General features: G+C 63.8%; 13 protein-coding genes. 7 read left to right on the forward strand and 6 right to left on the reverse strand.

The window, feature by feature from the left end; genetic code table 11:
* Positions 1–11: 11 nt before the first annotated feature.
* From EHO51_RS05235 to EHO51_RS05245, 3 genes are all read right to left on the reverse strand, one after another.
* Positions 12–488: an integration host factor subunit alpha gene (locus tag EHO51_RS05235; RefSeq protein WP_124738007.1), complete on the reverse strand. Its 477-nt coding sequence runs from the start codon at positions 486–488 to the stop codon at positions 12–14.
* Positions 489–628: 140 nt separating this feature from the next.
* Entirely contained in the window at positions 629–1,186 is a 558-nt protein-coding gene (locus EHO51_RS05240; RefSeq protein WP_124738008.1) for a hypothetical protein, read from the reverse strand.
* A 310-nt stretch (positions 1,187–1,496) separates the two neighbouring features.
* On the reverse strand, positions 1,497–1,883 hold the full coding sequence (locus tag EHO51_RS05245) for an AprI/Inh family metalloprotease inhibitor (protein WP_245434751.1): 387 nt from the start codon (positions 1,881–1,883) through the stop codon (positions 1,497–1,499).
* Between the two features lie 176 nt (positions 1,884–2,059).
* Between EHO51_RS05245 and hemN the strand changes: the two genes are divergently transcribed.
* The 3 genes from hemN to EHO51_RS05260 all read left to right on the forward strand — a co-directional run bounded on the left by hemN (position 2,060) and on the right by EHO51_RS05260 (position 4,987).
* Complete coding sequence (gene hemN / locus EHO51_RS05250; RefSeq protein ID WP_124738009.1) at positions 2,060–3,406, forward strand: oxygen-independent coproporphyrinogen III oxidase; 1,347 nt, start codon at positions 2,060–2,062, stop codon at positions 3,404–3,406.
* Positions 3,407–3,431: 25 nt separating this feature from the next.
* Complete coding sequence (locus EHO51_RS05255) at positions 3,432–3,821, forward strand: hypothetical protein (RefSeq protein WP_124738010.1); 390 nt, start codon at positions 3,432–3,434, stop codon at positions 3,819–3,821.
* 71 nt (positions 3,822–3,892) lie between these two features.
* A complete protein-coding gene (locus EHO51_RS05260; RefSeq protein ID WP_124738011.1) occupies positions 3,893–4,987 on the forward strand; it encodes an ATP-dependent DNA helicase in 1,095 nt (364 codons plus the stop codon).
* A gap of 49 nt (positions 4,988–5,036) precedes the next feature.
* Here the strand turns inward: EHO51_RS05260 and EHO51_RS05265 are convergent, their stop codons facing one another.
* From EHO51_RS05265 to EHO51_RS05275, 3 genes are all read right to left on the reverse strand, one after another.
* On the reverse strand, positions 5,037–6,218 hold the full coding sequence (locus EHO51_RS05265) for a hypothetical protein (protein ID WP_124738012.1): 1,182 nt from the start codon (positions 6,216–6,218) through the stop codon (positions 5,037–5,039).
* A 352-nt stretch (positions 6,219–6,570) separates the two neighbouring features.
* Positions 6,571–7,086: a hypothetical protein gene (locus tag EHO51_RS05270; RefSeq protein WP_124738013.1), complete on the reverse strand. Its 516-nt coding sequence runs from the start codon at positions 7,084–7,086 to the stop codon at positions 6,571–6,573.
* Between the two features lie 27 nt (positions 7,087–7,113).
* Positions 7,114–7,632, reverse strand: coding sequence for an HNH endonuclease (locus EHO51_RS05275; RefSeq protein WP_029648069.1), 519 nt, complete (start codon positions 7,630–7,632; stop codon positions 7,114–7,116).
* Between the two features lie 392 nt (positions 7,633–8,024).
* Here EHO51_RS05275 and EHO51_RS05280 point away from each other — a divergent pair, with 392 nt between their 5' ends.
* The 4 genes from EHO51_RS05280 to EHO51_RS05295 all read left to right on the forward strand — a co-directional run bounded on the left by EHO51_RS05280 (position 8,025) and on the right by EHO51_RS05295 (position 15,788).
* On the forward strand, positions 8,025–9,266 hold the full coding sequence (locus EHO51_RS05280) for an exonuclease SbcCD subunit D (protein WP_124738014.1): 1,242 nt from the start codon (positions 8,025–8,027) through the stop codon (positions 9,264–9,266).
* Entirely contained in the window at positions 9,263–13,036 is a 3,774-nt protein-coding gene (locus EHO51_RS05285) for an AAA family ATPase (RefSeq protein ID WP_124738015.1), read from the forward strand. Before EHO51_RS05280 ends, EHO51_RS05285 begins: the two co-directional genes overlap by 4 nt.
* Positions 13,037–13,321: 285 nt before the next feature.
* The gene (locus tag EHO51_RS05290; protein ID WP_245434753.1) at positions 13,322–14,947 is read left to right on the forward strand and encodes a porin; all 1,626 of its coding nucleotides are present in this window, start codon (positions 13,322–13,324) and stop codon (positions 14,945–14,947) included.
* A 130-nt stretch (positions 14,948–15,077) separates the two neighbouring features.
* Positions 15,078–15,788, forward strand: a complete 711-nt coding sequence (locus EHO51_RS05295; RefSeq protein ID WP_124738016.1) for a tetratricopeptide repeat protein — start codon at positions 15,078–15,080, stop codon at positions 15,786–15,788.
* Positions 15,789–16,372: the final 584 nt, after the last annotated feature.

The raw sequence follows: 16,372 nt of genomic DNA on the forward strand, positions 1-16,372 counted from the left end.
CTACCGGAAGTTCATGGGGCGAAGATTCTCACCACTTCGGCGCCGCCCTGCTGCCGCGCGACGCGGCCACGGGCCCGCTTCTTGACCTTCGTCAAAGGTATCGCGCCGTTAATGGCCGCCTTCATATTGGGCGACGCCTTGAAGGTGATGACTCGCCGTGCTTCGATCGGCACCGGCGCGCCGGTGCGCGGATTGCGGCCCGCGCGCTCGCGTTTCGTGCGCACGATGAACGAGCCGAAGTCGTGCAGCTTGAGCGACTCGCCGGACGCGAGAGTCGCCGCCATTTCCTCGATCACCAGGTCGGTCAGGCGCTTGGCTTCGCGGCGGGACATGCCTTCAAGCCGGCGATGGATCGCCAGCGCAATGTCCTCGCGCGTGAGCGTGCCGCGTGCGCCGTCTTCATGCGACGCTGATTCATGCTCGACGTCTTCGCCATTGGCGCGCGCGACGAAGGGCTTCAGCATCTCTTTTGGTTTCGCGATCGACATCAGCGCTCTAATCCCCAGTTTTGGGCCTGCGGAGTTTGCCTCCGCTTGGCCGAGGGATTGCGCTCAACTTGCATCGGAACCTGATTGCTCAGCAGTGCGGCAGATCACATTGCCGAATGACTCTCTTCTCAATGCGCATCTCAGGCATCGACAAGTAGCCGCCGCACGTTCCAATTTGACGCAACTTGGCGCAATATCTCGTTATTCTGCAGATTGCGTGCTAACGCGCGGCGCTTGAGCCGTTCCTTCGGTGGTCGCTGGATGCACAGCGATTTCATGGGCAACGGGGCGTCGGAGCCGGCGACGAGACGCCGGAAAGTGTTCCTTATTGAAACGGCACAGGTACGAAAATGATCAACCTGGATGAAAATGATACGCTTCGTGGCGTCGCGCCACAGACGCCAGCAGAGCTCCGCAATCTGACTGCCGGATGAACGGCGCGGCCATGTCCGGTTCAGCTGAAGTGCGTCAGAGTGTGCGTATGGGCAGGCGATTCTGACGAATGTTCTCCCCGCGCCTGCTCTTCTTTGATCGGAGCCAAGATGTCGCGCCAGCCTTTCATCCTCGCTGTCATGCTGGCGCTCGCAGCTGCCCCGGTTGTCGCGCAGGATCTGGGCGACGATTCCTCCGAACGCCATGCTCCCTACCAAGGCGAGAGCTTTGGTCATGGCCGCCACCAAAGCGAGAGCTTTGGTCATGGCTACGATCCCTATGATGACGGTCGCGAAGCCTGGTTTGCGCCGGAGCCCTATCGTGGCTCGTGGGCAGACCACGCCGATGCTTATTACGGATACGGAGAGTGTCATTTTCTCCGGAAGCCGATTCTTGGTCCGTGGGGCGAGATCGTCGACTATCGCCGGGTACGAGTTTGCGATTAGCCGGCGGCCGCGCCACACGATCCGTCGCCGGCACCCCGCCCCTCTCGCGCGGCGACGGTGGAGAGCCTCCCGGAGAAATCCGGGAGGCTTCTTTTTCGGAAGTGTTTGGCGAATGAAGAGCTAAGGCTTGCTAGAGGGGGCGAAGGCCGAGCGCCTTGCCTTCCTTGGCGTCGCGGCGCCACACGCCGTCGGCGCCCTTCTCAAAATGCGCCTTGTGCCCCTTGCGGGCGGTGAGCACGAGCCGCCCCCTGTCGAGACCCCAGCCGATGGGATCAAATATGACGACGCCATTGTCCCGGCAGGCCGGGGCAAGCTGCGCCTTCAAGCCGGCGCCGCCGCGCGTGCGCGCATCCAGCGTCAGCATGCAGCCCGTATCCTTATCTCCCTCGCGGAGAATCGAGTAGCGGCCAGAAGCCTCCGTCGGTCCGGCGGCATGCGCGAGCGGCGCCGAGACACTCACGGCGGCGACAAGGCAGAACCCCAGCCATTGCCTTTGTCGCCCAGAAAATATCGCCATTTGCGCCATGCTCCCGCCCTCGTGAAATCGCCTCACTTTGCCTTTTTTCACGGCCTGCGTCCAAGCCGATTCACACCGCGCCCGCGTCAAAGTGCGGCAGGCGTCGCTTTTGCGCGCCGGGCCGAGGCGCGCTATCAATTTAAGCGGCGCCGCGCGGCGGCGAGGGAGTCAGTAGGATGGACCCAGCGTCCCTGGCCTTGGCCGAAAAATCCGCGCCGCGCTACACGAGCTATCCCACGGCGCCTCATTTCTCCAAGACGATCGGCGACGGCGACGCGCGTGCGTGGCTCGCGAACCTCGAGCCTTCCGCGTCGCTCTCGCTCTATTTCCACGTTCCATTTTGCACAGCCATCTGCGCCTATTGCGGCTGTCACACGAAGGCGGTGCGCCAGGACGCGCCGCTCCAGTCTTATGCGCAGACGCTAAAGAGCGAAATCGCGCTCACCTCAGAAGCGACGCGCGCGCGGCGCGTCGCGAGCATCCATTGGGGCGGCGGCACCCCGGGCATTCTAGGACCATCGCGGTTCACTGCGATCGTTGCAGTTCTGCGCGATCATTTCGATCTTTCCGCCGAAACTGAACACGCGATCGAACTCGATCCGCGCATTCTCGACGCCGATCTCGTCGAGGCGCTTGCCGCCGCCGGAGTTACCCGAGCCTCGCTCGGCGTGCAGGATCTGAACGCGCATGTGCAGGAGGCGTCCGGCCGCATACAGCCTTATGAGACGGTGGCGCGCGCCGTGGAATTGCTGCGCGGCGCAGGCATTACCGCCATCAATCTCGATCTGATGTATGGACTGCCGAAGCAAAGCGTCGAAGACGCCGCGCGCACCGCCTCGCTCGCGGCCTCGCTCGCGCCGCAGAGGCTCGCGGTTTTCGGCTATGCGCATGTGCCCTGGTTCAAGTCGCACCAGAAGCTGATCGACGCCGCGGCGCTGCCCGGCGCCGGCGAGCGTCTGGCGCAGGCGGCGGCGGTGCGGGCGACCCTTGAAGGCGCGGGATTCGAGGCGATCGGACTCGATCATTTCGCGCGTCCCGAGGACCCGCTGGCGGTCGCCGCGCGCGAAAGGCGCATGCGCCGCAATTTCCAAGGGTACACGATTGACGCCGCCGATGCGCTGCTGCCGTTCGGCGTTTCGTCCATCGGACGGCTTCCGGAGGGCTATGTCGGAAACGCCACCGATCTTGCGGGATGGCGACGCGCGATCGAGTCAGGACGTTTTGCAACCACGCGCGGCGTCGCGTTCACGCGCGAGGATATCGCCCGCGCGGATCTGATCGAACGCCTCATGTGCGATTTCGACGTTGACTACGGCGCGGTGGCTGCGCGTCACGGGTATGCGGAAGACGCCTTCGACGCGGCGCAGGCGTCGCTCGAGGCTCTTGCGGACGACGGCGTCATCGACGTACAGGGCCGACGACTCGCCGTGACCGAACGCGGAAAGCCCTTCGTTCGCCTTGTCGCAGCCGCCTTTGACGCCTACCTGCAGTCGGCGCCAGCCCGCCATTCCTCGGCGGTGTGAAGGGCGATTCGGCAAGGAGGCGTTCATGACGCCGCTTACGCTTTTTCTCGCAAAGCTGATCGGCGCTTACGCGCTGATCATGTCCGCCTGGATGCTGGTGCGCAGGGACGTGGCGCTGCAGATGATCGAGAGCGTTTCGCGTGAGCCAGTCGCCATCGCCTTCGTCGGCATGATACGACTCGCGATCGGTCTCGCCATTGTGATCGGCCACGACATTTGGAGCGACATGGCCGCGGCGCTCGTCTCGCTTGTCGGCTGGATCACGCTGATCAGCGGTTTCCTGACGCTCTTTCTGCCGCCGCGGACGGTGCGCGACATTTTCGCTCGAATGGCATATGAAAAGCGCTATCCCGTGTTTGCGCTCATCTCCTTCGCGCTCGGCGGCGCGCTGCTGATTGCGGGCTTCAGCGCCTGACAAGAGTGATAATGGCGCTTGTTCGCCGGCGTCGGCTCCGCCATCGTGACGCCTGGATTCGAACCTCAGCCATGCCCATCTGGACGCCCGAACAGGATCAAGCGCTGACCGCCGTCGCGCGCTGGCTTGAAACGCCCGGCGCGCGGCAGGTGTTTCGGCTGTTTGGATACGCCGGAACGGGCAAATCGACGCTCGCGCGGCATCTCGCCGAACATGTCGAAGGCGATGTCGCCTTCGCCGCCTTCACCGGCAAGGCGGCGCTCGTCATGCGCTCCAAGGGTTGCAAGGACGCGCGCACAATTCACAGCCTCATCTATCGCGCGACCGACACGGAAACCGAAGAGCCGTCGTTCGTTCTCAACGACGACAGCGCCGCCGCGCGTGCGAAACTCATCGTGGTCGATGAATGCTCGATGGTCGATGAGGAACTGGGCCGCGATCTTCTGTCCTTCGGCAAGAAGGTGCTGGTGCTCGGCGATCCGGCGCAATTGCCGCCGGTGAAAGGCGGCGGCTTCTTCACCGAGGCCGAGCCCGACGTCATGCTGAAAGAGGTGCATCGGCAGGCGGCCGACAATCCGATCATCCGCCTGTCAATGGCGATCCGCGCAGGCGAGAGCGTCGAGCGCGGCGTTTTCGGCGATACGCGCGTCATCAGCCGCGACGCGCTCGATCCTGCGCTCGTGACCGGCGCCGATCAGGTGCTCGTCGGCCTGAACAAAACGCGGCGCGCCTATAACGGACGCCTGCGCCAGCTGCGTGGCTTTACGGGCGAGTTGCCGCAGTCGGGCGAGAAGCTCGTCTGCTTGCGCAACAATCGCAAGAAAGGACTTCTGAACGGCGCGTTGTTTACGGTAAAGAGCGCCGGAGCCCTGCGCCGTGGCAAGGTGAGAATGCTGGTGACGCCTGAAGATGGCGAAGCCGCCAAATTTCAGCGTGTGGCGGTCGTTCCGCAACTGTTCGGCGCGGAAACCGACATTCCTTATGCGCTTCGCAAGGACTCGGACGAGTTCGATTTCGGTTATGCGCTTACCGTTCACAAGGCCCAGGGTTCGCAATGGGACGACGTGACGCTTTTCGATGAGTCCTTCGCCTTCCGCGAACATCGGGCGCGATGGCTTTACACCGGCGTGACGCGCGCGGCGAAGAGACTGACGCTCGTCATGTGACGTTTAGAATCGGCCCTGCTGACCTCGGCTGTTGCGCCGAACTCTGGGTTTATTTTCCCCAGGCGTCGATGGCGTCCGCGAAGACGCGCTCGCCAGACGGGCCTTTTTCCATATTGATCGTCGCCGCGCGGCCGTCGGCGAGCTGCATCGGCAAGTCTAACGCCGCGAGCGACCGCAACAGGAGAATATTGCGCGCCTCATGGTCGCCGCGCATCAGGCCGATGAGGAAATTGTTGTCGGTGATGGGCACGGGAATGCCGGCGACTTTTTCTCCCGACTGTGCATCGGAGCGGCGCATCTGGATCGGGCCGATGGCCTTGACGCCGCCGATGGGACTGCCGGGAGCCACCGTGAACGACACGTTGATGGTGTGCGAGGCCGAAAGAGTGGCGTCGGTGTTCTTGCGAAACAGCAGAGTCATTTTCAGCTTCGCGTCGGGAACCTCGATGTCGCCGCGAATGGCCGATCCCACGGGTTCGCCAGGCCCGCCGACGTTCTCCAGGCGCCAGACGGCGGAGCCATTGTAGATCTTGTCGACTTTTGTGGGCTCGGCGAGCGAGCCCACCCACATCTCCGCCTTTTGCGCCACCGGCACGACGGGGCTGCGCGGCGTCGGCGCTTTGGCCGCTTGCCCATCGCCCGCGACGCGGTCGTTGATCTTGCCGCCTTCGGGCCCATTGGAGGCGGACTTCTCCGGTTTCAGTTTGGCCAGATCCTCGGGCTGCTCGCGAAGCTGCCAGGCGAGCGTTCCGACAACCGCCACGAGCGCTACGACAACGCCGGCGACGGACAGAATGAGACGCTTCGAGCGCTGCGGCCTCGGCGCGGGCGGCAGCGGCGCTGGCGGCCTCTGAGCTTCACGCAGCGGGGCATCGTCTTCGCCAGCGATGGATGTGTGAGGCGCCTCGCGCCAAGACGAATCCGCGTCATCGCTCGGCGCGCGCTCGACAGGTTTGTTCGGATGCGGCTTGCGTTGCGGCGCAGACGTCCCATCGCGAGATGGTGTCGCTTGCGCCTCGTTTGCGGCGAGCTCCGCTTCGACTCGCTGGATCGCGTCGTCGAGCGCGCGGCCTTCGGCGGCAATGTCGGCTTCTGCGACCGGCGGCTGGATGCCGCGCAACTGATTGAACAGCGCCTTGCGGGCGCGTTCATAGACCGCTTGGCGCGTGTCCGGCGTGGACTGCGGCAGAGCGGCGACCGCTCTCGCGATCAAAGAATGGTAGTCTGCCATGTTCGGTTAAGAGCACTTCCGGCTTTTGGCGTCAATCCTGACGCCGCCAGAGTCCAAGAAAACGCGGGGATTTCGCGACGTCGGCGCCTCATGATCTCATAGGCGCCTCAGTTCACTCGAGGTGTCGCCAAAATGGAGATCAAGCACTCCTGGCGCCAATGATCGCTTTCAGCGCTCATTCTGCTTCATTCGCCCGCCTGCGCACGTTTGAGTATCGATAAGACCTCGAGCATGAAGGATTCTTGCGACTCGGCGCTTGTTCAGATGGCCGGCGATTTCCGGATGTCTCGCGCAAAAAATATTGCGCCGCGCTCATCGTCTATCGGCGCCGCTTCCCCTTGGAGGCTGCGCGTTAAACTTCGCCAAGCGGCGGTTTGGGGCGCGCCATCTGACGCGCGGGCGGCGGCGGCGCGGCGATCAGCCAGTAAATCGCCCCCGCCACCGCGCCGGTCAGAAAAAACAACAGCGCGATTCGTAATTCGAGCGGACTCGCTTCGCGGGCGCGATCAAGTCCCATCGCCGCGCGGGCGATCCACGGCGACGCGCCGGCGAGCGTCGCGCTCGCGCCCGAATACCAGAGGAGTGAGCGTGCGCCGGCGATCTCGCCGATCAACGCCGCGACCGCGAGGGGCGCGACGCAGGTGGCGATGATCATCGACCAAAGGATGAATCCGAATGTCGCCAGAGGGTCGCTCCATCCGCCGGCGCGCACATCTTCTTCGACGAAGGCGAATAGGCCGGACGTTGCGGCGGCAAATCCCGCCTCCCGCGTCGCCGGATCAAGGAGCGCCGAGACGATAAGAAAAATGGCGGCGACGCCCACAGCGAGGACGAAGCCGAAAGCCATGACCACGATTCGGCGCATCATTGGAGCCTTCTTTCCTGGCGCGCCAAGCTATGGTTCGAGCACCGAATCCCAATAGAGATAATCCATCCAGCTTTCGTGCAGGTAATTGGGCGGAAACAGCCGGCCGTTGCGATGCAGGTCGGCGACGCTCGGCTGAAAGGGCGCCTGCGCCGGCGACATATGCGCCTCCTTCGGCAGGCGGTCGCCCTTGCGCAGATTGCACGGCGAACACGCCGCGACGACGTTTTCCCACGTCGTCGCGCCTCCTTTCGATCGAGGAATGACGTGATCGAACGTCAATTCCTCATGTTCTCCGCAATATTGGCAGGTGAAGCGATCGCGCAGGAACACGTTGAACCGCGTGAACGCCGGGTGACGGGTCGGCCGCACATACTCCTTGAGCGACACGACCGAGGGCAGACGCATCTCGAAGCTCGGGCTTTTGACCGTCTTGTCGTATTCCGAGACGATGTTCACGCGGTCAAGAAACACCGCCTTGATTGCGTCCTGCCAGCCCCACAGCGAGAGCGGATAGTAGCTCAGCGGCCTGTAGTCGGCGTTGAGCACGAGCGCGGGACACGCCTGCGGCGAGACGGTCTGCTGACGAAAGTGTGCAGTCACCCTGCTTCCTCTCGGATTGAGGAGGGGCCTGACGGACCGCGCCAAGGTCCAGCCCTTTGCGATGCCGCATATTTTACAGGCACCACGACAGGGTTGTGAAGGCCCGGCACAGGACTTCCGACGCTGAGGAGCGCTCCGCCTCTCGAAAGAGATAGACGCTGGCGAGGCAGTACGCTGCAAGCAACGGCTTGTATATTAAAGTAATCGGCATGCCTTTGTTTCGACGACATCTACGCAGGACTGTCGCCGCTCGCCTGTCAGCAGCTCGTCCTTTGTTGCCGGATCGGCGAAAAACGGCGAAATATTCGTCGGCAGGCCAGCGCGCCCAAGCGTGGCCCTTGCCCACGGCCGACGGCCTGTTGCCTACTGCCGGAGTGATTCGCCTTCTCCACACGGCCGATTGGCATCTTGGCGCGACCCTGCAGGGCTGGTCGCGCGAAGCCGAGCACCGCGACGCGCTGGCGCAGCTTGTCGCCATCGCCCGGGAGCGCGCGGTCGACGCCGTCATCGTGGCGGGCGACATTTTTGACAGCCTCAATCCGTCCGCCGACGCCCAGCGGCTGCTCTACGACACATTGCGCGACTTGCGCGTCGCCTGTCCGCATGCGCGCATCGCGCTCGTCGCCGGCAATCATGATCCAGCGGCGCGACTCGAAGCGCCGCGCGCATTGTTCGAGATGGCTGACGTCGTTTCGATCGGCGCCTTTGCGCGTCGCGACGGCGCCTTCGACGCCCGCGCGCATCTTTCGCCGATCCGCGACGCCAGCGGCAGAATTGGCGCACATTTGCTCGCGCTGCCTTATCCGCGCGCGGTGGATCTGCCTGTGACGATCGGAGGCGGCGCCGCCAGCGCCGTGCGTGAGGCCTATCGCGAGGCGGTCGAAAGCGCGCGGCGTGAAATCGGCATGGCGCCGCTCATCGTCACCGGCCATCTTCATGTCGCAGGCGCGCTCGAATCGGAAGGGTCCGAACGACGGATTCTCGTCGGCGGCGAACATGCGCTTCCGTCCGACATGTTTTCGCCGGATATCGCTTATGTTGCGCTTGGCCATCTGCATCGTCCGCAATCCGTCGACCGCGAGACGATCCGCTACTCCGGTTCGCTCATTCCCATGTCGAAGACCGAAATCGGCTATGCGCATGGCGTCAGCATCATCGATGTCGACGACAGCGGCGCCGTTGTCGTTCAACATGCGCCGATCATCCGTCCTGTCCGGCATTTGCGGGCGCCGGCGAGCGGCGCTCTGTCCGTAACCGAACTCGAGGCTGCGCTCGGGGCGCTCGATTTGGACGCCTCGGCGCCGATGGACGCCTGGCCCTTCGCGCATCTTGCGATCAGGGTCGACGGCCCGGCTGTTGGGTTGAAGGCCGAGCTTGACGCCATCTGCGAGAAATTTCCGCTGCGCGTCGTTTCGACCAGCGTCGAACGGCCACAAGCGCCTGCGGCGGCGCCGACGCCGCTGCGCCTTGCGGAGCGTAAGCCGATGGAATTGTTTCGCGAAGCCTTTGAGCAGGCGCACGGCGTCGCCCCGACCGACAATCATTTCGACTGTTTTGAGCGTCTTCTGCAGGAGGCGTGACATTGCGCATTCTGGCGATCCGAGGCGCCAATCTCGCCAGTCTCGCCGAAGGCTTCGCGATCGACTTTGACAGCGAGCCGCTGCGCTCGGCGGGCCTCTTCGCCATCACCGGAGAAACAGGGGCCGGCAAGTCGACGATTCTCGACGCGATCTGTCTCGCGCTTTACGATAAATTCCCGCGCGTCGTCGCAGCCGGCGCGAGCGAAGGCGCGCCAGATCCGTCCGGAGAGACGCTCGGGTCTGGCGACCCGCGCACAATTCTCCGCCGCGGCGCCGGACGCGGTTTTGCGGAAGTCGATTTTATCGGCAAGGACGGGCTGCGCTATCGGGCGCGCTGCGACCTGCAGCGGGCGCGCGGCAGAGCGTCGGGCGCGTTGCAAAAGCGCGTCAGGTCGCTGTGGCGAATCGACGAGGCTGGGGAAATCGTCGCGCCGGTCGAGAGCGGCATAGAGCCCGTCAACGCCCGCGTCGTCGAATTGACCGATCTCACCTTCGACCAGTTTCGTCGCACGGCGCTTTTGGCGCAGGGCGAATTCGACGCCTTTTTGCGCGCCGACGCGAAGGAGCGCGCCGAACTTCTCGAAAAGATCACCGGCGCAGAAATCTATGGCGTTCTGTCGCAGCGGGCCTTTGAGCGCGCCCGCGAGGCGCAGCAGGCGACAGCTCTTATCGAAAGCAGTTGCGCCCAGATCGGCGTCATGTCGGAAGAGGAGCGCGCCGCGATCGACGCAGACGTCGCAGCGACCGCAGCCGAACGCGCGCAAGTCGCCGAAAAGCGCGGCGCGATGGCTGATGCGCTGCGCCGGTTCGACGCCTTGGCTCAGGCGCAAGCAAAGCTTGCGCAGGCGATGTCGGCGCGCGAGGGCGCCTTGCGGGCGTTTGACGAGATGGCGCCGCGCCGCGAGACGCTTGCGGCGCTCGCGCAGGTCGAGCCGTTGCGCGCCCCGCGGGACGAGATGCGACGCGCCGAGGAAATACAAAAGGCGGCGCTCGATGAGGCCGTCGAGGCCAAAGTGAAAGCGGGCGCCGCTCAAGAAGCTTTCGCCGCTCAGGAGGCGCAAGCGCTCTCGGCTGCAGAGTCGGTCGCCGCCTCGGAAGCGGAGATGGCCCGGTTTGCGCCGATCTGGTCCGAGGCCGCGGCGCTCGACGCGCGCATCGCCAATTTGGCGCAGGAGGAAGCGAAAGCGCAGAGCGTCGCTCGGGACGCCGCGTCGCGCGCGCAGGCGAAGCGGGACGAACGCGCGGAAACAATGGAACGGCGCGCCGAAATTGAACGCGAGAAGGAGACGGCGCTCGCCGATCTTGCGCGCCTCGAGCCGGCGCGGGCGCTCAGCGAACGCTGGCGAGACATCGACGATTGGCTGACGAAGCGTACCGAAATCTCGCACGCCAAGCGCGCCTGTGACGGCGCGCTCGCAGCGGTCTTCGCCGACATCGATCGCGGCGACGCGACGCTCGCGGACTTTAACGCGCGCGACGCGCAGGACAGAGCGGCCTGTGAAAAGCTTGCCGCGCAAATCGCGGACCGCGACGGCGCGCTCCTCGCGCTCGACGAACCGGCCGCGCTCGCCCGCGCTGACGACCTCGCGCGCGCCGTCGAGCTGATCGAGGCTTTGCGTAGCTGCGCGCGCACATTTGACGAGGCGGACGTCGCGGCGACGTCCGCGCATCAGGACATCGCCCGCTACGCGCAGGACGCAGCGGCGGTTCGACAGAAGCTTGAAGGATTACGTTCGGAGCGCGCGCGACAGGCGGCGCAAAGCGCCGAGGCCGAACGCTTCGGCGAGTTGGCGGACGCCGCGGCGGATCCCCATGCGCTGCGATTGCGCGCGGCGTTGAACGAGGATGCGCCGTGCCCCGTGTGCGGCGCGCGCGAACATCCTTTCGCCGAGACCCATGACGCGGCGAGCGCGTTAATCGAAGCGCTGCGTGCGCGGCGCGATGAGTCGCGGCGAACGCTCAGCGCATTGGACGAGGAGACTGTCTCCTTAAGCGCGCGGGCGGCGCAGGCGCACGCGCTTCACGAAGATGCATCGCGGCGCGCCGCACAAGCGCAGGCGGCTCGCGGGCGCGCCGAGGCCGAATATGCGTCGTTGCTGAGCGCCGATGGCGCGCGAGATATGGCGCCGGAGCTGGCGCCGCCGACGTCAATTCTATCAGCCTCGCCGCGGCTGCTAATAGTGACGAAGGAGCTTGCGGCCGCGCGCGACGGCGTCGCGCAAAAGCTTCGCGCCGCGCGTCGGCTGCGGGAGGAGCGGGATCGGCTGCGCGCTGAGCGCGACGCAATTCGACTGGCGCTCGACTCCCGCCAGGACGATCGTGCGGCGCTCGCCGTGTCGCTGGAAGCTTTGCGCGAAGCGCGCGCGCGGTCCAAGGCGGAAGGCGCAGGACTAGTTGAGCGTCTCGAATCACTCGATCGGTCGCTCGCGCCTTATCTGCAGCTTTGCGACCTCTCGGCCGCCGATCTCGATCGCGACGCCGCTTCTGCGCGCCGCCGGCTCGAGGGTGCGGGCGCGCATTATCGGGAGGCGCTGGCGCGGTCAAATGAGCTCGCCGCAAACTGCGCCGCGATCGGGCTGAAGGCGGAGCGCGTTGCGGCGGAGGCAGACAGCGCATGCGCTCGCGAGGCCGAAGCCAAAAGCGATCATGAGGCGCGCGCAAGGAGCCTTGCTGAGGCGCGCGATGCGCGCGTCCTGCTTTTGGAGGGAGAAGCGACGGCCGCGCATCGGTCCCGCATCGAGGCGCGCCACAGGGCGGCTCTTGCGGCGCGTGACGAGGGGCGACAGCGGCTCGCTGAAGCCCAGCAGTCGAAAACGGCCTGCGAGGCGCGTCACGCCCATTGCGCACGCGCGGCGGAGAGCGCGGCGGCCCGCGCCGTGCAAGCGCGCGCGGCCTTTGCAATGGCGCTTGGAGGCGCTGGCTTCGACGAGGCGGCTGCGGCGACTCTTCTTGCAACGTCGCGCGAGGAGCAGGCGGAGCTGCGTCGCGCCGTCGAGGCGGCGGAAGCCGGGCGCGCCGCCGCCGAGGCCGCCGTCAGGGCGCGGCAGGTTGATTACGATGAAGCCAAGGCCGTCGCCCCGGTTGAAGCGTCGCGTGAGATTCTCGCGGCTCAGGAGAAAGACATCGCTGGTCGCCTCGACGAATTGTCGGCGCGGCTCGGCGCGCTGCGCGAGCGTGGCGCGAAGGACGATGAGGCGCGAGAACGCGCGACAGCGCTCGGCGCCGAACTCGAACGGGCGCGCGTAAACGCCAAACTCTGGAGCGAGATCAGTGAAGCCATCGGATCGGCGAGCGGCGACAAGTTCCGCCGTTTCGCTCAGGCCGCGACGCTGCAGCACCTCGTCGCGCTCGCCAATCAGCGCCTGGCGCTGCTTGCGCCGCGCTATGCCCTCGAGCGCTCGGGCGAGGCCGGCGCGCTGGGCCTCCAGATTATCGACCGCGATCTTGGCGACGAGCGCCGTTCGACGCGTTCGCTCTCCGGCGGGGAGCGCTTCCTCGCGTCGCTGGCGCTTGCTTTAGCGCTTGCCGGACTCGAGGGGCGCGATTCATTCGTCGACACGCTGTTCATCGATGAAGGATTCGGCGCGCTCGATTCCGCGACCCTTGACGTCGTCATAGACGCGTTGGAGACGCTGCAGGGGCAGGGCAGGCGGGTGGGGGTGATCAGCCATGTCGATTCGCTCCAGCAGCGCATCGCGACGAAAATCTGCGTTGAGCGCCGGGGCGGCGGGGTGAGCGTGGTCCGACTGCGTGCGGCTGGTTACGCATGACGCGTGATGCCACTGGCCGACCCTGAAAGAAGCCGCCAATCGATTCTACTCGGCGGAGAACTCGCGTCGAAAAAGCCGCTAATTCGCGACGACGCTTCCGGAAAAAAACCTGTGCTGTGGCGGTAAGGCCACAAAAAACAATGATCAGCGCCAGAGACTGTGGCGCCGGCGCCACAGTTCTTGTGCGTTGCGACGTCACATTACAGCTAGGGCAAAGTTTGTCACGGGTCTGTCATCCAGCGCCGGCTTCACTGTCTCCCGAAAGTTAACGGGGGAATGGAACCAATGAAACCTGGAGTTGGACAACGCGCGCTCGCCATCGCTGCGTTCGGCTTATATGCGATGGCTTCGACCGCTCCGGCCGCAGCCGACACTGCGTCCGAAATCCGCGCGCTCAAGGCGCGCCTCTCCAAACTCGAAGCCGACGAAGCCCGCGCGAGGCGCGAGGCCAGGGTCGTGCACGCGTCGCTCCCGGCCGACAAGGGGCCGCCGCCGCCGCCGCCGCCGCTGCACTGGTATGAAAGGCTGAGCCTGCGCGGTTATACGCAGATGCGCTACAATGACATTCTGAGTGGCGGCCCGAATTATTATGACATCAGAACGACGAACGACCGTTCGGTCGGCGACCGCCAGAACTTCTTCATTCGCCGCGCGCGCATCATTCTGAGCGGCGACGTCTCAGATCATCTGTACCTTTATTTCCAAAACGACTTCGCGAGCTCTCCTCCGAATGCGAATTCGACTTCGGCGACCTTCGCAGCTCCGACCAACGCCGCCGGTCAGGCCGTCTATTATTTCTACAATCCCGTCTTCGCCTTTCCAGGCTATAACCAGGTCGGCAGTTACTCCAACGCGCCCGGCAATTTCGCGCAGATACGCGACCTCTACGCCGACATCTACTTCGACAAGGACAAGGAATTCCGAGTCCGCGCCGGCCAGTCGAAGATTCCCTACGGCTTCGAGAACCTGCAGTCGTCGCAGAATCGTCTGGCGCTCGATCGCGCCGATGCGATCAATACCTGCTGTAAGGACGAACGCGATCTCGGTCTCTTCTTCATGTACACGCCCAAGGAAATGCGGCATCTCTTTCGCGATCTCGTGAAGAACAATCTGAAAGGCTCGGGCGATTACGGCATGTTCGCTTTCGGTGTCTACAACGGCCAGGGCGCCAACCGCATCGAACTCAACAAGGGCACGCATCTTGTCGCGCGCTTCACCTATCCTTACGTTTTCGAAAATGGTCAGGTGGTCGAAGCGAGCGTCCAGGGTTACACGGGACGTTTCATGCCTTATACGCAGGCGATCAGGCCCTCTTTGGGCATGGCGACGAACTGGGCGGGCTTCATTCCGCCGAACAGCCCGTACGCTACCGTCGGATCGGCCTTTGTCCCTTATGTGAATGGCCCGGGATGGAGCAGCCTTGGCAACTTTAACTTTTCTCAATACGGCGCCGTCAACACTTGGGGACCGGCCGTGGCCAATGGCGGCGAGGGCATTCGCGACTCTCGCGTCGCTATCACTGGCGTAATTTATCCGCAGCCGTTCGGCCTGCGGGCTGAATGGAACTGGGGCGTCGGGCCGCAGCTCAACGCCACGCAGACCGCCATCGAGGCGAAACGGCTGAACGGCGGCTATGTCGAAGCCAGCTATAAATATGAGGACAAGGACTTCGGCACTGGCGTGTATTTCCCCTTCGTCAAATGGCAATACTATAATGGCGGGTTCAAATTCGATAACAACGCGCCGGCTGGCCGTGTGAACGAATGGGACGTCGGCGTCGAGTACCAGCCCTTGCCGGAACTCGAATTCACCGCGATCTACTCTCACATGGACCGCACCAATACGGTTGCAGCGCCCTATCGGCAGTTCCAGGCGGATCTGCTGAGAATGCAGCTGCAGTGGAACTACTGATCATCTGGTCAGACTAATTCTTGTCAAACGCCTCCGGTTTCGCGCCGGAGGCGTTTGCGATTTCGGGACTTTCGTTTGCTCGTCTGATAACGAAATGACCTTGGTTGGGTTTGGTGCGAGGACTCGAAAGATGAAGCTGATCGCGACGGTTGCCTTGTCCTTTATGTTGGCGTTGGCAGGGTCAGCGCTTGCTGAAGACTATGAGAACGCCGTCAGCGCAACGCGACGCGGCGACTTCGCTGGCGCGTTTAAATTGCTCAAGCCGCTGGCCGAGAAGGGCGACGCGCGCGCGCAAGGCGACCTCGGCGCGATGTATCTCACAGGCAAGGGAGTCGCCGCCAATCCCAAGGAAGCGTTAAAATGGCTTCGCTTGGCCGCAGATCACGGGAATGCCTCCGCCCAATTCAATCTCGGCACCATGTATCTCGAAGGACAAGTGGTCATGAGAGATTACAAGGAGGCGATGAAGTGGAATTTGCTCGCCGCGGGCCAGGGATTGGCGGCGGCGCAAGTGAACATCGCCTCGATGTATTATGACGGCGTCGGCGTCGCGCAGGATTACAAGGAAGCGGCCAAATGGCTGCGGCTCGCGGCGGAGCAGGGCGACGCCGACGCGCAGTTGAATCTCGGCAACATGTATGTCGCCGGACAGGGCGTCGAGCGCGATCTGCTGCGCGGCTTCATGTGGACGCAGCTTGCGACGGAGTCGCTGTCGATGGGCGAGACCGAAAAGAAGGCGGTGCGCGACATGTCGGCAAAGTCATTGTCGCCGGCAGACGCCGCCAAGGCTCAAGCCATGGTCGCTCGCTGCAAGGAATCGAAGTTTAAAAATTGCGACTGAGCTGCAGGGGAACGCTCGGATCGAGCAGAGCGTTTCCGCCTTTGATTTCCGTCTATTCTCGCTCGATTTGGATTTGGTCTTTCGCTGTCGGGCTCGCAGGCTTTAGTCCCACGAGCAGCTGATCGACGAGGGTTGTTTCAGCCCCGTTCAGCCAAGTCCGCCACCACGCCCCTCCGGCGATAAGCCTTGCGCCCGTTTGATCAACCGTGGTCGGCGGGCTTTGCCCACGGCCGGCAGGTGAGAAGCCTGCTACTGTTCCGGACCCTTCACAGCGCCTTTCGTCCCATCCACCCCGGCAGTTGGAACGGGGTCGGGAGTCGTGTGACCGTTGCTGGGCTGCGACGCGCGATGGCGTTTGCTTAACCCGAGCAGACATTCGCAGTCGCATGTTGCTGCTGTATTTCTAAAACGAGAATCATATTTCTCGAATGTGTGTACATTGTATAAAATAGAAATAATATTGCTGGAAGTTTGCTAAAATAGTACATTATTGGGACTATGCGACTGTTGTCATAAAATGTATAAGGACGTACGCAAAATGCTATACTATGCATAAAGCTTAAAGTAAGTTAAAGCGGCTTTTA

This window comes from Methylocystis rosea, from assembly GCF_003855495.1.
GTDB classification, from domain to species: domain Bacteria; phylum Pseudomonadota; class Alphaproteobacteria; order Rhizobiales; family Beijerinckiaceae; genus Methylocystis; species Methylocystis rosea_A.